The sequence below is a fragment of the Bradyrhizobium sp. UFLA06-24 genome (genome assembly GCF_054967145.1).
Window position 1 is genome coordinate 1 of sequence record NZ_JADFUE010000001.1, and the last position, 19,710, is coordinate 19,710.

Here is a 19,710-nt window from a genome sequence, read left to right on the forward strand (position 1 = left end):
GTCTCTATATCGAGAACGGCGCGCGCTACATGACCGCGACCCTGATGTGCCACTCCGATACCGACATGCCCCGGACCACGGCGGTGACCTTCATCCTCGGCGACCACCGCCTGGTGACGGTGCGCTACGACCAGCCCAAGCCGTTCGCCTTGGTCGAGGCCAAGTTGGCCCGCTCCTGCACCCCCGCCATCACCGGCGAGATGGTGCTGATGGAATTGCTGGACGCCGTGATCGACCGCTGCGCCGACATTCTGGAACGCTGCGGCATGGAAATCGACCAGGTCAGCCACGACATCTTCGAGCCCGAGAGCGAGCGCCATGGCCACGCCAAGCAATATTCGCAGATCCTGATCTCGATCGGCCGGAAGGGCGATTTGACCTCCAAGGTCCGCGAAAGCCTGGTGTCGATCGGCCGCGTCGTCACGTTCCTCTCGGCGGTGGTCGAGGGCGTGAAATGGTCCAAGGACATGCGCGAGCAGCTCAAGACCATGCAGCGTGACGTTGCCTCGCTGACGGACCACGCCTCTTATCTGTCCAGCAAGATCACCTTCGTCCTCGACGCCATGCTCGGCGTCGTCAATCTCGAGCAGAACAACATCATCAAGCTGTTTTCGGTCATGGCCGTTGTCCTGATGCCGCCGACGCTGATCGCCTCGATCTACGGCATGAATTTCAAGGTGATGCCGGAACTCGAATGGACGCACGGCTATCCGTTTGCGCTAGTGCTGATGGTGATCGCCGCCGTGGTCCCGTATTGGATCTTCAAGTGGAAGAAGTGGCTGTGAGCCGGCCCCGCGCCTTCGAGATAGTGACCGAGACCTTACGCCGGTCGCAAAGACAGGGCTGATGGTGTCGCAGAATAGATCGCCATTGCGGCTGCGCTGTGATGCGTGTGCCGTGCCCCAATTCCTCCGGTAAAATTTGAGCGGTGCGCTGAACGTTTGCGCGAAACTTGTCTGCGATAAGTTGTGCGTTAGCCGCGAGGAACAACCATGGTTGAGAAACACATAACGACGCCCCGCAACGTCATCGACCTGACCAGCTATCGTCAGATCGCGACGAGCGGCAAGGCGCCGTCGTTGTCGGCGCGCATGTGCCGGCACTGTGGTGCTCCGCTGCTCGACGGCGAGAACGACGACGACTGTTCGACTGCATTCGACGCTGCCGCTCCAAATGCTGCGACGTCGAGACTGCGCGACCGATCGCGTCGGATTCGCCTGGATTGAGGCGCGGAAGGAAGGGCGGGCGATCCAGTCTTGCGGCGGCGTTGTCTGGATCGCCTTGCTTCCCCGGTATTCTTTCAAACACAGTCGCTGCTTGGGCGACGGTTCGCGCGGACCCGCCGGCTGTATCCGGTTGAGAGTGCCTGACAGGCAAAACACCTCGGCACGAATTTGGAGAACCCATACTGCTGCCTCACACGCCGCCCTCGTAGCCCGGAGGCAGCGTCCGGGCGACGCGAACATCGGATCAGACGTGCTGGCCGCCGTTGATGTGGATCTCGGCGCCGTTGACGTAGGACGACGTATCCGTGCACAGCACGTAGATGATCTTGGCGACTTCGTCGGGCGTGCCGAGCCGATGCATCGGAATCTGCTGCTCGACGATCTTCTCGGTGCCCGGCGACAGGATCGAGGTGTCGATCTCGCCCGGTGCGATCGCGTTGACGCGGACGCCGACGCGGCCGAAATCGGCGGCCATCTCGCGCGTCAGTGCGGCGAGCGCCGCTTTCGATGTGGCGTAGGCCGCACCGGCAAAGGGATGCACGCGCGAGCCCGCGATTGAGGTGACGTTCACGACCGAGCCCTTGGCGGCCTTCAATTCCTCGATCAGGCCGCGCGCCATCATGATCGGCGCGAAGAAGTTGACGTGGAAGACGTGCGTCCAGGTGTCGAGATCCGTGTCGACCGAGCCGAGCCGGGCGCCGCCCGGTCCCTTCGGAGAGATCGCGGCATTGTTGACCAGCGCATGCAGCGTGCCGCCTTCAAGCCGATTGCGGATCTCGGTGATCGCGCGCGCGGTGTCCTCGGGATTGCCGAGATCGACCTGGATGTGATCCTCCGGGCCTGCGTCCCACGGGCAATCCTCGGGAAAGGGATGCCGCGAGCAGGTGATGACGCGCCAGCCCGCCGACGAGAAGCGGATCACGGTGGCGTGGCCGATGCCGCGGCTCGCTCCGGTGAGGAGCAGCGTGCGGCGCGGCGCATTGGACGAATGCGGCATGGACATCTTTCAGGTCGGCCTAACGATCGAGACAAGGCTCAAGGATACATCCGCGTCTTGGACCATGGCTGGCCCGCCGCGTCACGACGAAATTCGATGCGATCGTGCAGGCGGAAGGGGCGGTCGTGCCAGAACTCGATTCGCGCAGGCGTGATGCGCCAGCCGCTCCAGCCGGGCGGCCGCGGCACCTCGCCGATGACGTGCCTGGCCGCGACCTTGGCGATCGCCTGCTCGAAGGCAAAGCGGCTCTCGAGCGGCTGCGACTGCTTGCTCGCCCAGGCGCCGATCTGTGCCTGCTTCGGTCGCGTCGCGAAATACGCATCGGCTTCAGCGTCGGTCACGGGTGTCACGTGGCCACGGATACGGACCTGACGGCGCAACGACTTCCAGTGAAAAAGTAACGCGGCCTTAGGATTTGCGGCGAGTTCGCGGCCTTTCTGGCTGGCGATATGGCTGTAAAACACAAACCCCTCCGTATCGAAGCCTTTCATCAGCACCATGCGCACGTCGGGCAGGCCGTCCGGATCGACGGTTGCGAGCGCCATGGCGTTCGGATCGTTCGGCTCGCTCTTGATCGCCTCGTTCAACCAGGCCTCGAACAGCGCGAACGGCTCGTCGGCGGCGGTAAAATCACCGGATGTTAAGGGTGTCTGGTGTTTCATCGAGGTCGTATCGGTCATGTCTGGAGCCCGAATTGCGTCCCGCGGCCCAAAGCGCGCTGTTGTCTGCTCTCGCCCTATATAGGGCATGGGAACGCGTTGGCCTATCGGCGATGCGGATGTCGGGCCTCGTGGTGACGATGATTCTGATCGGGCTCGGCGCCGGCGGTTGCAGCGTGTCCCGCACTGACGCCGGCGCGTACGCCAAGGCCGACGACAATGACCTCACCGGCTCGATCGCGCGGCCGGCGAAGGATGCCTCGCCGACCGAGACCGATCTCGCCTTCGCCCGCAACGCCGCCTCCGACGTGCTGAGCATGGGCGACAAGGACGCCAGCCAGCACTGGGAGAATCCGGAAACCGGCGCGCGCGGCTCGGTGACGCCGATCGCGCAATCCTACGCCGCCGAGGATGGCCGCAAGTGCCGCGACTTCCTGGCCAGCTACGTCAACGGTACCACCGAAAGCTGGCTTCAGGGCGCCGGCTGCCAAAGCAGCCGTGGCCGTTGGGAGATTCATACGCTAAAGCCGTGGCGTCGCTAGGATTCGGCGGGTCTGACTAGTTGCAAAAATGCCACTCGCCCCCACATGAGGCTCAGGTGGGGCGGGGAGCCCTTTGAACATTTCGATTTCTCAAGAGGAGACGTGACGGATGCGCGACCCCTATGAGGTCTTGGGGGTGCCGCGGAGCGCTACCGCTGCCGCGATCAAGAGCGCCTATCGCAAGCTGGCCAAGAAACATCACCCCGACAGCAACAAGGGTGATCCCAAGGCCGCCGAGCGCTTCTCCGAGATCAATTCGGCCAACGAGATCATCGGCGACGAGGACAAGCGCAAGCAGTTCGATCGCGGCGAGATCGACGCCGAAGGCAAGCCGCGCTTCCAGGGCTTCCCTGGCGGCGGCGGCCCGCGCGGCCGCGCCGGCCCCGGCGGTTTCGAGAGCTATACGTTCCGGAGCGGCGGTGCGGGCGGACCGGGTGGAGGTGCGTTCGAGGACATCCTCAACAGCATGTTCGGTGGCGGCATGCGCGGCGCGCGGCCCGGTGCCGGCGGCGGTGCCCAGTTCGAATTCGACACCGGCGGGATCGGGCTCGATCTCGACGTCAACGTCGCCATGTCCGTCTCGCTGGAAGAGTCCGTCAAAGGTGGCGAGAAGCGCGTCCGGCTGCCGAATGGCAAGGAGCTCAACGTCAAGATTCCGGCCGGCGTCGTCGAAGGTCAGCAGATCCGGCTGCGGGGGCAGGGCGAGACGGCCCAAGGTCACCCGCCCGGCGATCTCCTGATCACGATCAACATCGCGCCGCATCCGTTCTTCAAGATCGAGGGCGCCGACCTCAGGATCGACCTGCCGGTCACGCTTTATGAAGCGGTTTTAGGCGGCAAGGTTCGCGTGCCCACGCTCGGCAATGCCGTGGAACTTTCGGTCCCGAAAAACACCTCAAGTGGCCGCACCTTCCGCCTCAAAGGCAAGGGCCTGCTGAAATCGGGCGGAACCGGGGATCTCTTCGTCACCATCAGGATTATGCTACCGGACGGGAACGACGCCGAGCTTGAAGCATTGATGGAGAAGTGGCGGGACCAGCACCCCTACAATCCACGTAGCGGGCTCGGTTAGGGCGAGATCGGAATTGAAGGGGTTCTCCTAAAGGCCTAGCGCATCTCCCAACGGATGATGCCCATCATATGCCTGAGGCGTGGTAGCGCTTCATGCGCCTGACGTATCGACTGTCCGGCGGGACAGCCGATAAAAAGGTGCGGCCTCGAGAGGGGGACCAGCGCGGTACCAAAAACCCCAATCGAGGCCGCCCGCGTCGATCGGCGGATCGAACGCTACTCATAATCGCGTGAACACCCGGTGCGATAATGAGACGCGCCGATGTCCTGAATCCAAATTTTCGATGACGGAATCGAGGCACCGCGGCTTGCGCGGTTGCTTAGCCGCCGTGTTTCTCGGCTTGGTCGTAGACCGCCTGCGCCACCCTGGTCAGGCGATCGCGGTCGGCGCCGCCGCCGCTGACCACATAGCCGACGCCGCGCTCGGCCCAGAACAGCGCCCCGTCCTTGTCCGTCCTGGCGTAGCGCATCTGCGTCTCGCCGGTCTCGGTCTTGGCGGTATAGATCGTGTAACGCTCGCCCGAGGCGCCCTCATACATCAGGAACGAAGCAGGTCCGCTCGGCCCCGGCAGCAGCCGGCCGCCGACCAGCTTCAGCCCGCTCGCCTCCAGGTTCGGCGCGAACACGGTCCAGCCGCAGCGCCGGGTCAGCCACGCCTGGAGATGATCGCGCTCGTTGCCCGGAACCTCGACGGGGTGGCGGACCTCGACGACATAGAGGCGGTGGGCGTCGAGTGCGTCCTCCGTAAAGCTCTGGAAGGTCGAGGGCGCGTTGGCGGCGCCATGCGCGACCCAACCGGCGGTGCCGCCGGCGACGAAGGCGACCAGCGTGGCCGCAACCGCCCCGTAGAGCCATTGCCGCGGGCGACGCTCCAGCCGCTCGAGCTCGAGCCTGTCAGGCACCGGCTCTTGCGCGACGCTGTCGTAGCGGGCATGCAGCATCTCGGCCATGGTACGCCACGACTGCACCCGCTCGGCATCCTCGGGGTGCGCGGCAAGCCAGGCCTCGACATCGGGGCGGCGCTCGGGCGGCAGCTCGCCATCGACAAAGGCGTGCAACTCGTCTTCGGTGATTGGAATATTGCGGTCGTTCATATCGGTCGTCTCTGGCTCTGCGGCCCAAAATATCTCACGTGGTTCAACAGCGCTGCTGCTCGCTCCATGCAGGGGACGCGGCACACGCGATGCATCGATCCTGCCATCATTTCACCCGCCTGAGCGCCGGGCGCCCACCCTCCAGCGACGCCTTAACGTGTGCGCGGGCGCGCGCCAGGCGGGACATCACGGTGCCGATCGGCACGCCCTGGATGTCGGCGACCTCGCGGTAGCTCATGCCCTCCAGCATCACCAGCAGCAGCACCGAGCGTTGCTCCTCGACCAGCGTCGAGAGCGCCTTCTCGATGTCGCGCCCCTCGGCCTCCGTCCCGCTGGCATCGGGGTTGTTCTCGGTCAGCTGCATGAATTGCGGCCGCCTTGCCAGCGAGCGCCGCCGGTTCTTGTTGAGGTTGGTCAGGATCGTATAGAGCCAGCTCCTGACGTCGCCTCCGAGAAACAATCGCTCCGAGCGCAACGCGCGCACCAGCGTGTCCTGCACCAGATCGTCGGCCGCATCCGCATCGCGCGTCAGCGCGCGGGCGTAGCGGCGCAACGCCGGGATCATGGCTTCTACACTCTGGCGAAACGCACTCATGCCGTGTTTGATGTCCTGCCGTTCGGCGCAAGCGCCTCATCAATCATAACACCCGAACGGAACGGCTATTCCGGCCCCGGAAACAGCGTTAACGCCGCGTATTAGGACTGTACCGCCGGGGAGGGCTGGTGTACCTCCAGACCTTAGATCCAGATCGACGGGACGTGAAGAAATGGCGCAGAATTCAGGTCTGATGCAAGGCAAGCGCGGGGTGATCCTTGGCGTTGCCAACAACCGCTCGATCGCCTGGGGCATCGCCAAGGCATGCCAGGCGGCCGGCGCCGAGATCGCACTCACGTATCAGGGCGATGCGCTGAAGAAGCGGGTCGAGCCCCTCGCTGCCGAGCTCGGCGCGCTCATGCTCGGCCATTGCGATGTCACCGATGCCGCGACCATCGATGCGGTGTTCGATGTGCTGAAGCAGAAGTGGGGCAAGATCGATTTCGTCGTGCACGCGATCGCGTTCGCCGACAAGGATGAGCTCGAGGGCCGCTACGTCGACACCACCGCGGACAATTTCTCCAAGTCGATGCTGATCTCCTGCTACTCGCTCACTGCGATCGCGCAGCGTGCCGAGAAGCTGATGACCGACGGCGGCTCGATCGTGACGCTGAGCTATTACGGCTCCGAGAAGTGGATGCCGAACTACAACGTCATGGGTGTCGCCAAGGCGGCGCTGGAGGCGAGCGTGCGCTATCTGGCCGCCGATCTCGGCGAGAAGGCGATCCGCGTCAACGCGATCTCGGCGGGGCCGATCAAGACGCTGGCCTTCGCCGGCATCGCCGATTCACGGCTCCTGCTCAAATACAACGAGCTCAACGCGCCGCTGCGGCGCAACGTGACGATCGAGGAAGTCGGCGACAGCGCACTGTATTTCCTGTCCGACCTGGCGCGCGGCGTCACCGGCGAAGTGCATCACGTCGATGCCGGCTACCACGTGCTCGGCATGAAGCGCCCCGACGCGCCGGATGTCTCGCTCGGCAGGGACTGATCACCACCCGCAATGTCCGTGCCCACGATCTATTATCTTCGCCACGGCGAGACCGAGTGGAATGCACTCGGACGGCTTCAGGGCACCAAGGACATTCCGCTGAATGCACGCGGCCGCGGTCAGGCCGAGCAGGCCGGCCTCGTTCTGGCCGAGCTTCTCAGGCGCGACGGCCGCGACAAGGCGGCGCTGCCCTATGTATCGAGCCCGCTCGGCCGTGCGCGCCAGACCATGGAACTGGCGCGCGGCAAGCTCGAATTGCCCGTGACGGATTACGCACTGGACGATCGTCTGCGCGAGATCGGCTATGGCGCCTGGGAAGGGCTCACGTTGGCCGAGAGCCAGGCGAAAGATCCGGAGATCTATGCCAGGCGCCTCGCCGACAAATGGACCGTGGGACCCGCGGGCGGCGAGACCTATGCCGACGTCCAGGTTCGCGTGCGTGCCTAGTACGATGAGCTCAAGAGCGACACGGTCGCGGTCGCCCATGGCGGCACCTGCCGGGCCCTGATGGTTTCACTCGGCCTTGAGACGCCGGTGAGCGCTGCCGAGCTCTATATCGAGCAGGGCGCCGTCTACGTGTTCCGCGACGGCCGGCTGGACAAGTATAGTTAAAGGCGGCGCTACACCCTCCGCCGTCATGGCCGGGACAAGCCCGGCCATGACGGACTTGGCAGGCATTTGACCACCCACTCAGATCGCGTTACGTCACGTTGAGTTGCAACAAAAACGTTGCCATCCAACGTAGGCGGCGATCCGGTATGTCCTTCAACACCTTCGGCCACATGTTCCGCGTCACCACCTTCGGCGAAAGCCATGGCGTGGCGATCGGCTGCGTGGTCGACGGCTGCCCGCCGATGATCCCGCTCACCGAGGCTGACATCCAGCGGGACCTCGATCGCCGCAAGCCGGGCCAGTCGCGCTTCACCACCCAGCGTCAGGAGCCGGACCAGGTCAAGATCCTGTCCGGCGTGATGGCGCACCCGGAGACCGGCGTGCAGGTGACGACGGGCACGCCGATCGGCCTTCTGATCGAGAACACCGACCAGCGCTCGAAGGACTATTCGGAGATTAAGGATAAGTTTCGCCCCGGTCATGCGGACTTCACCTACGAAGCCAAGTATGGCCTGCGCGACTATCGCGGCGGTGGCCGTTCCTCGGCGCGCGAGACCGCGATGCGCGTCGCCGCCGGTGCGATCGCGCGCAAGGTGCTGCCGGATGTGAGGGTGCGCGGCGCGCTGGTGCAGATCGGGCCGTACAAGATCGACCGCGAAAAGTGGGACTGGGACGAGATTGCCAAAAATCCGTTCTTCTGTCCTGACAAGGACAAGGCCGCGTTCTTCGAGACCTATCTCGACGGCATCCGCAAGAGCGGCTCGTCGATCGGTGCGGTGCTCGAGATCGTTGCCGAGGGCGTGCCGGCAGGTCTTGGTGCCCCGATCTACGCCAAGCTCGATTCCGATCTCGCCGGCGCGATGATGACCATCAACGCCGTAAAGGGCGTCGAGATCGGCGCCGGCTTTGGCGCAGCCGAGCTCACGGGTGAAGAAAATGCCGACGAGATGCGCACCGGCAATGACGGCACGCGCTTCCTGTCCAACCATGCCGGCGGCATTTTGGGCGGCATCTCCACGGGACAGCCGATCGTGGTGCGTTTCGCGGTGAAGCCGACCTCATCGATCCTTCAGCCGCGCCTGACCGTCGATCGCAAGGGCACCAATACCGAGATATTCACCAAGGGCCGCCACGACCCCTGCGTCGGCATCCGCGCCGTCCCGGTCGGCGAAGCCATGATGGCCTGTGTGCTGGCCGATCACTTCCTGCGCGACCGCGGGCAGGTGGGGCGCTAGACGCGGCAATCTCTTCACCTCTCCCCGTCGGGAGAGGTGGAGCACTGCCGACGACGCGGCATATTGCGGTACTAGCCCAGCGCGCAGCTTGACGTTGCGACAGCTTCGTCCGCAAATGCGGCCATGGACAGATCCGGGCTCCAGCGTGTCTTGAACTGGCTGATCGAGGGGGCGAAGACCTCGGGGACTTCGGCCGACATGATCGCCGCCGTCTGCGAGCAGCTGGTCGATGCCGGCCTGCCGCTGGCGCGGTTCGGTATCTTCATCCGCACGCTGCATCCGGAAATTTTCGGCCGCAACTTCATCTGGCGCGAAGGCCAGAAGGTCGAAATGGGCACCGTCGATTTCGAGATTCTGCAGACTCCGGAGTTCGCCAAGAGCCCGCTTCGCATCGTGTTCGAGCAGGGGATCGAAGTGCGTGGCCGCATGGACGACCCCGATAGCGAGCGGTTTCCCTTTCTGGACGACATGCGCGCCGAAGGCATGACCGACTACATCGCGGTGCCGATGCCGTTTCTCGATGGCTCGGTCCACGCGACGAGCTGGGTCACGCGGCGCCCCGGCGGCTTCACCGATGACGAGATCGCGGCTGTCAGGATGATCATGGCGCCGCTCGCCCGCGTCAGCGAGATCGTCAGCCTGCGCCGCACCGCCGAGATGCTGCTCGACACCTATGTCGGCAATCGCGCCGGCGCCCGCATTCTCGGCGGCCAGATCCGCCGCGGCCACAACGACACCATGCAGGCTGCGATTTGGTTGTCGGATCTGCGCGGCTACACCGCGTTGTCGGACCGGTTACCGGCCGAGACCGTGGTCGAGATCCTCAACCGCTATTTCGACTGTCAGGTCACGGCGATCCGCGGCCATGGCGGCGAGGTCCTGAAATTCATGGGAGACGGACTGCTCGCGGTGTTCCCGATCGACGAATATATCGGCGATGCCGCGCATGTTTGCACGCGCGCGCTGGAGGCCGCCCGCGAAGCCCGCGCCAGCGTCGCGGCGCTGGCCTTTCCGGTCGGCGACGTCGTCGAGCGCTTCCGCTTCGGCGTCGCGCTGCATGTCGGCAACATTCTCTACGGCAACATCGGCGGCGGCAATCGCCTCGACTTCACCTGCATTGGTCCTGCCGTCAACCTTGCGGCACGGATGGAAAAGATCGCCGGCCGCCTGGGGCGGACCGTCGTGGTGTCGGAGGGCTTTGCCAAGGCCTGCCAGCACGACTGGCGAAATCTTGGCGACTTTCCGATCGCGGGATTCTCCAAGGCGCAGCGCGTGTATGGGCTCGCGGAGGAGACGCCGGTGGTGATGGCGTGACGTGGCGGCAAGCGCGATTGCCTGCCACCGCGTGATGCATTTCAATACACGACCTTCATCGCCAACGTTGCGATCACGATCATGATGGCGCCGCCGACGCGGGTTGCAATCTGGGCGAAGGCCATCAGACCCATGCGGTCCGCAGCGCCGAGAATGGCGACGTCGCCGGTGCCGCCCAGTCCCGAATGGCAGGCGGTGACGATCGCGGCCTCGACCGGATACATGTTCAGCCACTTTCCGACGAAGAAGCCGGAGGTGACCATTGCCAGCACCGTCGTCGTGCAGATCGCGATGTAGCCGGGATTGAAGGATGCCACGAGCTGTTGCCACGACACCAGCAACGCTCCCATCGCCACCAGGATCGCGAAGGTGAGATTGGTCGACATGAATTTGTTGATCTGGTAGGCGCCGAGCTCCATCTCAGCCGGCAGCAATTTTGTCAGCTTGAGCGCGACGGCCGCGATGATCATCAGGATCGGGCCGGGAATGCCGGTATAGGGCGCGAGCACCATGCCGAGCACGAACAGCACGCAGGACAGCACGATGCCCGCGCCCAGGAGGCCGAGATCGATCGGATGGTCCGAACGCGCGGGACCGAGAATGTCGTCGTCGCCTGTCTTGACCAGCATGCCCCGGCCGTTGAGATCGCGCCGCTTCTCCGCGAGGCGCGCGAGCAAGCCCGCCGCGACGATGGCGACGACGTTGCCGAGCAGCGCCGCCGGGACCATCTGCGCCACCAGCTCTCCTTGCGGCCGGTGCAGCATCTCCGCATAGGCGATCGACAGTGGCAGCACGCCCTCGGCGAGACCGCCGCCGATGATCGGGATGATTACGAAGAAGAACGTCTCCTTCGGGCTGTGGCCGAACAGCAGTCCGACCGTGACGCCGATCGCGATGGCGCTGAGCGTGCCGACCAGCAGCGGCACGAACATGCGGAGGAATCCCTGCACCAGCACGCGATGCGGCATGCCGAGAATCGAGCCGGCGACGAGGCAGGCAATGAAGAAGTACTGGAAGTTAGCGGTGCGGAACGTCGTCGCCATTGCCTTGAGCTCCGTCTCCGGCATCAGGCCGTAGGCGACCAGCGCCGCCGGCACGAACAGGCACATGATGGCCGTGCCGCCGATCCGCTTCAGAAGCGGGATGGTCTGGCCGAGCTTGCCCAAGAGGAAGCCGAGCAGCATCAGCACCGAGAGCCCGCCGATCACGTCATTCGGCAGCTTTCCCGAGTAGACCGCGGCGGCGCAGACCAGGGCTGCGGGAACATAGACGGTGATCGGCAGCGGGCCGATTTTCAGCGCGGCGAGCGCGGATGGTTCCGCCGCGTCCTCGACCTTGATGGCGGTGTCGGTCAAGATTGCCTCCCTTGTGTCGTTTCGTTTTCTTGATTGCGTGCGCGGACTCAGAACCAGGGATTGTCCGCCCGGTGCCGCACCTCGAAGGTGCGGATGTCATCGGCAAAGGCGAGCGTCGAGCTGATCGCATCGCGTCCCGTGAGAAAGGCCTGCTTCCGGGCTGGTTCGATCGCGAAGGGGATATTGCCGCCACCATCGACGCGGATGATCTGCTGCTCGAGATCGACCGTGAGCCTGTTGCTCCCGGGATCCGCGACGATCTCGGCGAGCGTGCCGACCGTGGCTGCATCGAGGCTGATCGTCAGCAAGCCGTTATTGGCGCAATTGTCGTTGAAGATCCCGGCGAAGCTGGTGCCGATCAGGGCGCGAATGCCGAGCTGTTGAAGGCCCCACACGGCATGCTCGCGGCTCGATCCGCAGCCGAAATTTGGGCCGACCACGAGGAAGCAAGTGTCGCGATAGCCATCCCGGTTCAGCACGAAGCCGGGATTGGGCTTGTTCTCGATGAAGCGGAGCAGGTGGAAGGCGCCGTCGCCGAGGCCGCTGCGATCGACGCCCTTCAGGAACATCTTTGGCATGATCACGTCGGTGTCGATATTCGGCGTCGTCATCGGCGCGGCGGCTCCCGAGACGCAACGGAAAGGCGTCATGGCAAATCTCCCCCGATCAGGCTGCGCACGTCGGTGATGCGGCCCGTAACCGCGGCGGCCGCGACCATCGCGGGGCTCATCAGATGCGTCCGGGCACCGGGGCCCTGGCGACCTTCGAAATTGCGATTGGTCGAGGAGGCCGAGCGCTGTCCCGGTGCAAGGATGTCGTCGTTCATGGCAAGGCACATCGAGCAGCCGGACTGTCGCCACTCCACACCTGCATCGATCAGGATTTGCGCGATCCCTTCCGCCTCGGCCTGAGCGCGGACCTGCGTCGAGCCGGGGACGACGATGGCGCGAACGCCCGATGCGACATGACGCCCCCGGAAGATCTTTGCCGCATCGCGCAGATCCTCGATGCGTGAATTGGTGCAGGAGCCGATGAAAGCGAAGTCGATCGGTACCGACTGGATCGGTGTTCCCGGCGTCAGGCCCATATAGGCGAGCGCGCGCGCGGCTGCCGCCTTGCGCTCTCCTGCGACGTGGCTGTCGGGATCGGGGACGCGGTCGGTCACGGCGATCGCCTGGTCCGGGCTCGTGCCCCACGTCACCAGCGGTGCGACCTCGCCGGCCTCGAGCGTTATCTCCCGGTCGAAGCGGGCGTCGGAATCGGAGCGAAGCTGCTGCCAGGCATTGGCGGCGCGCTCCCACGTTTCGCCTTTCGGTGCGCGCGGTCTCCCCTCGAGATAGACGAGCACCTTCTGGTCGGGCGCGATGACGACGCCCCGCGCGCCGGCCTCGACGATCATGATCGACATCACAATGCGTCCCTCGACGCTCATCGCGGTCACGGCAGGGCCGGCGAACTCCACGGCATAGCCGGCGGCGCCATCGGCACCGATGCGCCGGATGATCTCCATGACGAGGTCCTTTGGCGTGACCCCGAGTGGCGGACGTCCGATCACATTGATGCGCATTGTCTTGAGGCGGCGGTAACGCACCGTCGAGGTCGCCAGATAATGCTCGATGTCGGAGGTACCGATGCCGTAGCCGAGCGCGCCGAAGGCGCCATAGGCGGTGGTGTGGCTGTCGCCGGCGGCTATCACCATGCCTGGCATCACTAGGCCCTGTTCGGGCGCGACGACATGCTCGATGCCCTGGCGCGGATCGAGGATGTCGAAATATTCGATGCCGAAATCGCGCGCATTGTCGGCGAAATAATCCACCTGCCGCGCGGCATCCGCGTCCGGCATCTGCCGCGTGCGGCGGGCGGCGGTCGGGTTGACGTGGTCGACCACCATCAACGCGGCGGAAGGGTTCCAGACTTTCCGTCCCGCTGCGCGCAGACCGGCAAAGGCCTGCGGGCTGGTATATTCGTTGAGGACGGTGCGATCGACATAGAGCAGCACGAGGCCGTCATCGTCGAGGCGGCGAACCACATGCGCATCGATCAGCTTGTCGTAAAGCGTGCGCCCGGACATTCGGCCTCCCAGCGAGAAATTGACTTCTTCGAGGGTGCAGGCCGGGTCAGTGGAAATCCAATGTCACCTCATGATATGATTATGCAGAATTTGCATAATCAGGTCGATTCATGGAGATCAACTGGCTGCACGATTTCATTGCGGTGGCGTCGACCCGCAGCTTTTCGCGCGCGGCCGAGCAGCGGAATTCATCGCAGCCCGCTCTGAGCCGCAGGATCAAGGCGCTGGAAGTGTGGGCCGGTGCCCCCCTGTTCGAGCGCACGACGCACGCGGTGAGCCTCACGGCTGCGGGTGATGCGTTCCGCCTGACCGCCGAGGACATCATCCGCCGCTTGTCCGCCGGCCGCCTCGAGGCGCAGGAGCTGGCGCGCGGCGCCTCGGATGTGCTGAAATTCGCCTCGACCAACGCGCTGTCGCTGACGTTCTTTCCGGATTGGTTGCGGCAGGTGGAGGCGACGCTGGCGTTCGTGCCGAACGTCCAGCTGGTCGCCAACCATATGGAGGCCTGCGAGCGCATGCTGCTCGCCGGCGAGGTACATTTCCTGCTTTGCCACCATCACCCGGCCGTGGTCAGCGCATTGACGACGGCTCAGTTCCGATCCGTCCATGTGGGCGATGATTGCTTGATTCCGGCATCGGTGCCGGCGTCGCGATCAGGCAAGGCCCCGCGCTTCAAGCTGCCGGGAACGGAGGCCGCACCGGTGCAGGTCCTGAGCTACCGTCAGGAATCGGGAATGGGAAAAATTCTCGACGCGGTGCGCTCGGCCTCGTCGCTCGGGGCGCATCTGAAACCGACGTTCACGTCGCATCTGGCAAAACTGCTCGTCACCATGGTTCAGGCCGGCCGCGGCATGGCCTGGCTTCCGCAAAGCCTGATCGCTGACCAGCTCGCGTCGGGCGAGCTCGTGAAGGCCGGCGGACAGGAGTGGGAGATTCCGATCGAGATCCACGTGTTCCGTCCGAGATCGCGGCTGACACCGGCGGCGGAAGCGTTCTGGACCCATGTTCAGGAGCGCCCGTCCGCGAGTACCTCGCGCAAGACGGCTCGGGCGCGCCGCAGCTGACGGCCTATTCCTCCGGCTCGGTTGTGAACAGCAGCGGATAGCCCTTGGCACGGCCGGCATCGGTGGCGCGGGTGGCCTTGGTCTCCGCGACATCCTTGGTGAACACCGCGACTACGCAAGCGCCCAGCTTGTGCGCCGTGATCATCACCTTGTAGGCCTGATCCTCGGTCATGCGGAATTCGGCCTTCAGGATCATCGTGACGAACTCACGCGGCGTGTAGTCGTCGTTGATCAGGATGACCTTGTGCAGCTTCGGCCGCTCGACCTTGGTCTTCGTCCTGGTTTTCGGCGTCGTGACGGTGTCGTTCATTCCGCCTCCTGGACACGGCGGGCTCGGGTTCCAGCCGCAGCGATCAGCTCGCGGCCTTGGCACCATATTGCAGGACCTGCACCTTCTCCAAGGTGATCAGACCGCTCGACATCATGCCATCCAGGATGGGCAGGAATGCGTTGATGTTGTCTTCGCTGTCGACGATCTCGATGAGCAGCGGCAGGTCTTCCGAGAGCCGCAGGATCTTCGAGGTGTGCAGCCGGCTCGACTTGCCGAACCCCATCGGGCCGCGCAGCACGGTGGCGCCGGCGAGATGTCGCTCGCGCGCTGCCATCACGATGGCTTCATAGAGCGGCTTGCCGTCGCAATGGTCGCTCTCGCCGATGAAGATCCGGAGCGAAACAGCCTGATTGGGGATTTGCATGGTCAACTCCTGGTCAAGCGGTTGTAGTGGCTCGCGATCATATGCCCTGCCCATACCGACGCCAGCCAGCAGACGACGGACGCGGCGATATAGGCGAGCGCAGTGAATTTCATGCCGCCGTGAAACAGGCGGAAGGTCTCGAGGCTGAAGGTCGAGAAAGTGGTGTAACCGCCGCAGAAGCCGGTCATGACGAATTGCCGGTGCTCCGGTCGCGCCAGCATGCGGCCATCGGGGCCGGTCAACGTGGCGTAGAAGCCGATGATGAGTGAGCCTGTCGCGTTGATGAACAGGGTCGCGAAGGGAAAGCCGGGACCGGTATCGAGCGCAAGCCCCACCAGATAACGCGTCAGCCCGCCGACGATGCTGCCGGCGGAAACCCAGGCATAGAGCATCGCCGTGCGCCAGCGGTCCGCGGAGGAGAGCTTCATCTGACGCTAGCCTCCCAGATTGTCCGCAAGCAGAAAGCCGCAGCTGACGGCCGCGAGGCACAAGGCGACCGAGGCCACGACATTGCCGATGGCCTGCATCGGCTCGCCGTTGCGCGCCAGAGTCAGCGTTTGCAGGCTGAACGAGGACACCGTGGTGTAGCAGCCGAGAAAGCCTGTTACCGCGAACAGCCACGGATTGGGCGAGGCGAACGCCGAGCCGGGATGGGTCGCCAGCGCGCCGAGGATGCCGATCAGGAAGGCGCCGCTGACGTTGATGGTCATGGTGCCCCAGGGAAAGGTCTCGCCCAGCCGCCGCGCGATCGCGCCGGAGACGAGATAGCGGGTGCAGCCGCCCAGCGCGCCGCCGACCATGATTGCGATGACTCCGCTCAACACGATGAACAGCTCCCCGTCACCCCTTGTCCTCCACCGTCAGACCGTTGCCAATTGCGAGCAGTCCCACGAGCGCAGCCAGCGTGAAGCCGAGTCCGGCAAGGAACGTACCGACCGGACCATAGGCGTCCCACAGCGCACCGGCGATGACGCTCGCGGCCAGCATCGCAAGGCCCGTGAACAGATTGAAATAGCCGAACGCGGTGCCGCGCAGCGCTGGGGGTGCCGTATCGGCGACGAGGGCCGCGAGCAAGCCTTGGGTCAGTCCCATATGCAGCCCCCACAGCACGACGCCGAGCGCGAGGCCGGTCAGATCAGGCAGCAGCGCGAGTGCGAGGTCGGCGCAGGCCAGAACGACGAGGCCGAGCGCGAGCAGGGCGGTCCGGTTGATCCGATCCGACAGCGCGCCGGCCGGATAGGCCGAAAGCGCGTAGACGATGTTCATCAGCACCAGCACCGCCGGAACCCACATTGCATTGAGCCCGATGTTCTGGGCGCGCAGGATCAGAAAGGCTTCGCTGAATCGGGCGAGCGTGAAGACGACGCCGACCGCGACGATGCGCCAATAGATCGGTCCGAGCTGCCGCATTGCGGCGGCGTTGAGCGGGTTCTTCACAGGCTCGCGGCTCGCATCCGGTTCCGGCTCCTCGACTGCGAACGCAATCAGTCCAAAGGACAAGAACGCCGGCACGACCGCCACCCAGAACACGGCGGCAAAATGATCCGATGTCCACCACATCAACCCGATCGCGGAAAGTGGCCCGACAAAGGCGCCGACGGTGTCGAGCGATTGCCGCAGGCCGAAGCTCGCGCCGCGCAGGCCGGCGGGCGCGATGTCGGCGATCAGCGCGTCGCGGGGAGCGCCGCGAATGCCCTTGCCGACGCGATCGATGAAGCGGGCCGCGACCAGCCAGCCGACGCTCGGCGCGAGCGGAAACAACGGCTTGGTCACCGCGGCCAGCCCATAGCCGAGCGCGGCAAGCAGCTTCCGGCGGCCGAGCCAATCCGACAGGGCTCCCGAGAAGATTTTCGTGATCGCGGCGGTCGCCTCCGCGATGCCCTCGATGAAGCCGACCGTGAGCGTGGAGGCGCCGAGCACGGTGACGAGATAGACTGGCAGCAGCGCGTGGATCATCTCGGAGGAGACGTCCATCAGCATCGAGACGAAGCCGAGCACCCAGATTCCCCTGGGTAGCTTGGTCCGCGCATGAGGTGTCGTCGTCGTCACGTCCTGCCCTTATGTCTCGGTCAACAAAAAACCCGCCATCGGCGGGCTTCTCCATGCTCCCACCAAAGGCAAGGGCACATTGCCTCACCTCGAGCAGGAGTCATCAGCCCATTACGGTTGTTCGACCGCCGGGCGGTTGTCGGGGGACTCCATCCCCATCTGTGTCGTCAGCCTAGCATGGAAATCACAGGGAACAAGTGGGGGCAGCACGCGGTCCCTTGGCGCGAAGGTGCGGCGGCGCAAGCGTGGCGACATGGCGGCGATTTCGCGCTGGCGCACCAAGACTCCAAGTTGCCAATCTCTAGCTTGCCAATCTCTAGCCTGCAAATCTCTAACCTGAATGTGAAGCGCAAGCGATCTTCGCACTTTGCGGCAGGACGTTTGCGTGTCACCATCGCGTCATACGACGGGAGGCCGCGATGCGCTTGCTTTTCTCGATCGGGGCTGTGCTGGTGTCCGGCGTACTTGCCGGAGGGGACGTCGCGAGCATCGCGGCACCAGGTCCCAAATCCGGACCGTCGAAATTCGAATCGTCGCGGCAGCGACAGGCGGCTGACGGAGATGCGCAGTCGGTCGACGTCGAGCTGATCCTCGCGGTCGACGTCTCCTACTCCATGGACATGGACGAACTCGCGATCCAGCGCGAGGGTTATGCGCAAGCGATCCAATCCAAGGAGTTCTTGCAAGCGCTGAAGGCCGGCCCCGCTGGCAGGATCGCGGTAACCTATTTCGAATGGGCTGCGTCAAACGACCAGAAGATCATCATCCCCTGGCGCCTCATCGACGGGCCGGAGACGGCGGATGCGGTTGCGGCCGAGATCATGAAGACGCCGATCCGACGCGCCTCGCGCACCTCGATATCGGGCGCGATCGGATTTGCGATGCCGCTGTTCGACGAGGATCCCTATCACGGGCTTCGTCGCGTCATCGACATTTCCGGTGACGGTCCGAACAACAATGGCGGCCCGGTGACGCTTGCGCGGGATGCTGCGCTCGAGAAGGGCATCGTCATCAACGGCCTGCCGATCATGGTCAAGGAGCCATCCTATTCGACCATGGATATCGACAATCTCGATTATTATTACGAGGATTGCGTCATCGGCGGTCCCGGCTCCTTCGTGATTGCGATCAAGGGGCGCGAGAAGTTCAAGGAGGCAATTCGCACCAAGCTGCTGATGGAGGTCGCCGGCCGCACGCCGGATCGTCCGGTGGTGCACGTTGCCGACAAGGACAAGGAGCCGCGCGTGAGCTGCACGATCGGCGAGAAGATCTGGTCGGACCGCTGGGGTCGGTGAGTCGCCGGTCCGGTTGAGACTTTTCGCCTCATTCCGTCGATGGACGAAATTAACCGCTCGTTAACCGATGCATGGCCCTAATCCGATTGTTTCTCTTTGTTTCCGGCCCGCGTCTCGGGATGGCTGGTAGCAAACGAAAGCGGGTTTGTCGCACCCGTTCACGAGCAACCCAATGGCCATCCTTCCATCCAGCACCAACCAGATCTCGCCGGCCAACGAGCGATTATATCACCAGAGCGCCCTTGTCGGTGACTGGAAAGGCAGTTGGGTGGGCAACAACCAAGCCGTCGAATTCAAGGTGGTGAATATCCGCGGTCAACGCGCGCAGGTCGAGTACACTCATAACGGCCACACCGAGCGCGGCATTGGCGAGGTCCAGGGCGGGGTCATCAGCTTTGGCGGGGTCTCGGTCGGCACCAAGGACGGCAAGAACCTGGCGTTGGTGTTCTCGGTGGGCGGTGCCGGCAAGCAGACTGCGACGCTTCAAAAGCAGGCGCCGCCGGCCTCCGATAGTCGATTGGTGGGAAGCTGGGGCGGCTATTCCGCCGACAACGGCAAGAGCGCAAGCTTCAAGGTGGTCTCCGTCAACGGCAATGAAGCGCAGGTCGTGGTCACGACCGACGGCATCACCCGCCAGGGCACCGGGATCGTCTACAAGAACGTCATCATGTTCGGGCAATCGCAGATTGCGACGGACGACGGGCAGAACGGCAAGATCATCTACCAGGTCGGCACCAAATCCTTCACGGTGCCTGTGACGAAATATCCGCCGGCGGATTCCTCGTCCTCGGTGGACCGGACCGCGTAGCCGGTCACGGCTGCTTCCCGCTCGACCGCGTCAGCCC

At 64.4% G+C, this 19,710-nt stretch carries 22 protein-coding genes, 1 pseudogene and 1 riboswitch; of the genes and pseudogenes, 11 read left to right on the forward strand and 12 right to left on the reverse strand.

All coding sequences use genetic code 11. The features are described 5' to 3' along the window. A partial coding sequence (locus IF809_RS00005; protein ID WP_462836459.1) for a magnesium transporter CorA family protein occupies positions 1 to 785 on the forward strand: 785 nt, incomplete at its 5' end. Positions 786 to 992: 207 nt separating this feature from the next. Next, entirely contained in the window at positions 993 to 1,226 is a 234-nt protein-coding gene (locus IF809_RS00010; protein WP_128967710.1) for a hypothetical protein, read from the forward strand. Between the two features lie 244 nt (positions 1,227 to 1,470). Here IF809_RS00010 and IF809_RS00015 read toward each other — a convergent pair whose 3' ends face one another. Together IF809_RS00015 and pdxH are read right to left on the reverse strand one after the other, a co-directional pair. Beyond that, positions 1,471 to 2,223: an SDR family NAD(P)-dependent oxidoreductase gene (locus tag IF809_RS00015; RefSeq protein ID WP_462836460.1), complete on the reverse strand. Its 753-nt coding sequence runs from the start codon at positions 2,221 to 2,223 to the stop codon at positions 1,471 to 1,473. 38 nt (positions 2,224 to 2,261) lie between these two features. Further along, complete coding sequence (gene pdxH, locus IF809_RS00020; protein WP_128967708.1) at positions 2,262 to 2,903, reverse strand: pyridoxamine 5'-phosphate oxidase; 642 nt, start codon at positions 2,901 to 2,903, stop codon at positions 2,262 to 2,264. A 92-nt stretch (positions 2,904 to 2,995) separates the two neighbouring features. Between pdxH and IF809_RS00025 the strand changes: the two genes are divergently transcribed. Both IF809_RS00025 and IF809_RS00030 read left to right on the forward strand, forming a co-directional pair. Next, positions 2,996 to 3,424: an RT0821/Lpp0805 family surface protein gene (locus IF809_RS00025; RefSeq protein WP_244659271.1), complete on the forward strand. Its 429-nt coding sequence runs from the start codon at positions 2,996 to 2,998 to the stop codon at positions 3,422 to 3,424. 109 nt (positions 3,425 to 3,533) lie between these two features. Further along, entirely contained in the window at positions 3,534 to 4,496 is a 963-nt protein-coding gene (locus IF809_RS00030) for a DnaJ C-terminal domain-containing protein (RefSeq protein ID WP_462836461.1), read from the forward strand. 319 nt (positions 4,497 to 4,815) lie between these two features. On the opposite strand, the gene IF809_RS00035 is transcribed toward IF809_RS00030, so the two are convergent. After that, on the reverse strand, positions 4,816 to 5,589 hold the full coding sequence (locus IF809_RS00035) for an anti-sigma factor family protein (protein WP_453992397.1): 774 nt from the start codon (positions 5,587 to 5,589) through the stop codon (positions 4,816 to 4,818). A 106-nt stretch (positions 5,590 to 5,695) separates the two neighbouring features. Then, positions 5,696 to 6,184: a sigma-70 family RNA polymerase sigma factor gene (locus IF809_RS00040; protein ID WP_128967704.1), complete on the reverse strand. Its 489-nt coding sequence runs from the start codon at positions 6,182 to 6,184 to the stop codon at positions 5,696 to 5,698. Between the two features lie 172 nt (positions 6,185 to 6,356). On the opposite strand from IF809_RS00040, the gene fabI reads away from it, so the two are divergent. The 4 genes and pseudogenes from fabI (at position 6,357) to IF809_RS00060 (ending at position 10,336) form a co-directional block, all read left to right on the forward strand. After that, positions 6,357 to 7,175 (forward strand): enoyl-ACP reductase FabI, encoded by an 819-nt coding sequence (gene fabI / locus IF809_RS00045; RefSeq protein WP_128967703.1) that lies wholly within the window; start codon positions 6,357 to 6,359, stop codon positions 7,173 to 7,175. Positions 7,176 to 7,187: 12 nt separating this feature from the next. Continuing rightward, a pseudogene (locus IF809_RS00050) lies at positions 7,188 to 7,787 on the forward strand (histidine phosphatase family protein). A gap of 146 nt (positions 7,788 to 7,933) precedes the next feature. Continuing rightward, entirely contained in the window at positions 7,934 to 9,022 is a 1,089-nt protein-coding gene (gene aroC, locus IF809_RS00055; protein WP_128967701.1) for a chorismate synthase, read from the forward strand. A 123-nt stretch (positions 9,023 to 9,145) separates the two neighbouring features. Next, entirely contained in the window at positions 9,146 to 10,336 is a 1,191-nt protein-coding gene (locus IF809_RS00060) for an adenylate/guanylate cyclase domain-containing protein (protein WP_462836462.1), read from the forward strand. 41 nt (positions 10,337 to 10,377) lie between these two features. Here the strand turns inward: IF809_RS00060 and IF809_RS00065 are convergent, their stop codons facing one another. Genes IF809_RS00065 through leuC form a run of 3 tightly spaced genes read right to left on the reverse strand, consistent with a single transcriptional unit; the run spans position 10,378 to position 13,762 of the window. Further along, complete coding sequence (locus IF809_RS00065; RefSeq protein ID WP_462836463.1) at positions 10,378 to 11,691, reverse strand: 2-hydroxycarboxylate transporter family protein; 1,314 nt, start codon at positions 11,689 to 11,691, stop codon at positions 10,378 to 10,380. Between the two features lie 47 nt (positions 11,692 to 11,738). Beyond that, entirely contained in the window at positions 11,739 to 12,341 is a 603-nt protein-coding gene (leuD, locus tag IF809_RS00070) for a 3-isopropylmalate dehydratase small subunit (RefSeq protein ID WP_462836464.1), read from the reverse strand. After that, on the reverse strand, positions 12,338 to 13,762 hold the full coding sequence (gene leuC / locus IF809_RS00075) for a 3-isopropylmalate dehydratase large subunit (protein WP_462836465.1): 1,425 nt from the start codon (positions 13,760 to 13,762) through the stop codon (positions 12,338 to 12,340). Before leuC ends, leuD begins: the two co-directional genes overlap by 4 nt. A gap of 110 nt (positions 13,763 to 13,872) precedes the next feature. Between leuC and IF809_RS00080 the strand changes: the two genes are divergently transcribed. Beyond that, complete coding sequence (locus tag IF809_RS00080; protein WP_462836466.1) at positions 13,873 to 14,826, forward strand: LysR family transcriptional regulator; 954 nt, start codon at positions 13,873 to 13,875, stop codon at positions 14,824 to 14,826. A 4-nt stretch (positions 14,827 to 14,830) separates the two neighbouring features. Here the strand turns inward: IF809_RS00080 and clpS are convergent, their stop codons facing one another. From clpS to IF809_RS00105, 5 genes are read right to left on the reverse strand one after another with little or no spacing between them, the layout of a single operon-like run. Next, the gene (gene clpS / locus IF809_RS00085; RefSeq protein WP_128967696.1) at positions 14,831 to 15,136 is read right to left on the reverse strand and encodes an ATP-dependent Clp protease adapter ClpS; all 306 of its coding nucleotides are present in this window, start codon (positions 15,134 to 15,136) and stop codon (positions 14,831 to 14,833) included. Between the two features lie 43 nt (positions 15,137 to 15,179). Next, entirely contained in the window at positions 15,180 to 15,521 is a 342-nt protein-coding gene (locus IF809_RS00090; RefSeq protein WP_128967695.1) for a DUF190 domain-containing protein, read from the reverse strand. A 2-nt stretch (positions 15,522 to 15,523) separates the two neighbouring features. Then, positions 15,524 to 15,949, reverse strand: coding sequence for a fluoride efflux transporter CrcB (gene crcB / locus IF809_RS00095; RefSeq protein ID WP_128967694.1), 426 nt, complete (start codon positions 15,947 to 15,949; stop codon positions 15,524 to 15,526). Between the two features lie 6 nt (positions 15,950 to 15,955). After that, positions 15,956 to 16,345, reverse strand: a complete 390-nt coding sequence (crcB, locus tag IF809_RS00100; protein ID WP_128967693.1) for a fluoride efflux transporter CrcB — start codon at positions 16,343 to 16,345, stop codon at positions 15,956 to 15,958. A 16-nt stretch (positions 16,346 to 16,361) separates the two neighbouring features. Continuing rightward, the gene (locus IF809_RS00105; RefSeq protein ID WP_462836467.1) at positions 16,362 to 17,570 is read right to left on the reverse strand and encodes an MFS transporter; all 1,209 of its coding nucleotides are present in this window, start codon (positions 17,568 to 17,570) and stop codon (positions 16,362 to 16,364) included. Positions 17,571 to 17,657: 87 nt separating this feature from the next. Beyond that, positions 17,658 to 17,736: riboswitch (Fluoride riboswitch) on the reverse strand. Positions 17,737 to 17,989: 253 nt separating this feature from the next. Between IF809_RS00105 and IF809_RS00110 the strand changes: the two genes are divergently transcribed. Together IF809_RS00110 and IF809_RS00115 are read left to right on the forward strand one after the other, a co-directional pair. Further along, positions 17,990 to 18,865, forward strand: coding sequence for a DUF1194 domain-containing protein (locus IF809_RS00110; protein WP_128967691.1), 876 nt, complete (start codon positions 17,990 to 17,992; stop codon positions 18,863 to 18,865). A 172-nt stretch (positions 18,866 to 19,037) separates the two neighbouring features. Then, positions 19,038 to 19,673 carry a hypothetical protein gene (locus tag IF809_RS00115; protein WP_128967690.1) on the forward strand — a complete coding sequence of 212 codons (636 nt, stop codon included), beginning with the start codon at positions 19,038 to 19,040 and terminating at the stop codon, positions 19,671 to 19,673. The last annotated feature ends 37 nt before the right edge of the window (positions 19,674 to 19,710 follow it).

Bases quoted from the DNA above. Each gene is read 5' to 3' on its own strand.
- IF809_RS00010 (WP_128967710.1), top strand. From the start codon at position 993: ATGGTTGAGAAACACATAACGACGCCCCGCAACGTCATCGACCTGACC.
- IF809_RS00015 (WP_462836460.1), bottom strand. From the start codon at position 2,223: ATGCCGCATTCGTCCAATGCGCCGCGCCGCACGCTGCTCCTCACCGGA.
- pdxH (WP_128967708.1), bottom strand. From the start codon at position 2,903: ATGACCGATACGACCTCGATGAAACACCAGACACCCTTAACATCCGGT.
- IF809_RS00025 (WP_244659271.1), top strand. From the start codon at position 2,996: ATGCGGATGTCGGGCCTCGTGGTGACGATGATTCTGATCGGGCTCGGC.
- IF809_RS00030 (WP_462836461.1), top strand. From the start codon at position 3,534: ATGCGCGACCCCTATGAGGTCTTGGGGGTGCCGCGGAGCGCTACCGCT.
- IF809_RS00035 (WP_453992397.1), bottom strand. From the start codon at position 5,589: ATGAACGACCGCAATATTCCAATCACCGAAGACGAGTTGCACGCCTTT.
- IF809_RS00040 (WP_128967704.1), bottom strand. From the start codon at position 6,184: ATGAGTGCGTTTCGCCAGAGTGTAGAAGCCATGATCCCGGCGTTGCGC.
- fabI (WP_128967703.1), top strand. From the start codon at position 6,357: ATGGCGCAGAATTCAGGTCTGATGCAAGGCAAGCGCGGGGTGATCCTT.
- aroC (WP_128967701.1), top strand. From the start codon at position 7,934: ATGTCCTTCAACACCTTCGGCCACATGTTCCGCGTCACCACCTTCGGC.
- IF809_RS00060 (WP_462836462.1), top strand. From the start codon at position 9,146: ATGGACAGATCCGGGCTCCAGCGTGTCTTGAACTGGCTGATCGAGGGG.
- leuD (WP_462836464.1), bottom strand. From the start codon at position 12,341: ATGACGCCTTTCCGTTGCGTCTCGGGAGCCGCCGCGCCGATGACGACG.
- leuC (WP_462836465.1), bottom strand. From the start codon at position 13,762: ATGTCCGGGCGCACGCTTTACGACAAGCTGATCGATGCGCATGTGGTT.
- IF809_RS00080 (WP_462836466.1), top strand. From the start codon at position 13,873: ATGGAGATCAACTGGCTGCACGATTTCATTGCGGTGGCGTCGACCCGC.
- clpS (WP_128967696.1), bottom strand. From the start codon at position 15,136: ATGAACGACACCGTCACGACGCCGAAAACCAGGACGAAGACCAAGGTC.
- IF809_RS00090 (WP_128967695.1), bottom strand. From the start codon at position 15,521: ATGCAAATCCCCAATCAGGCTGTTTCGCTCCGGATCTTCATCGGCGAG.
- crcB (WP_128967694.1), bottom strand. From the start codon at position 15,949: ATGAAGCTCTCCTCCGCGGACCGCTGGCGCACGGCGATGCTCTATGCC.
- IF809_RS00110 (WP_128967691.1), top strand. From the start codon at position 17,990: ATGCGCTTGCTTTTCTCGATCGGGGCTGTGCTGGTGTCCGGCGTACTT.
- IF809_RS00115 (WP_128967690.1), top strand. From the start codon at position 19,038: ATGGCCATCCTTCCATCCAGCACCAACCAGATCTCGCCGGCCAACGAG.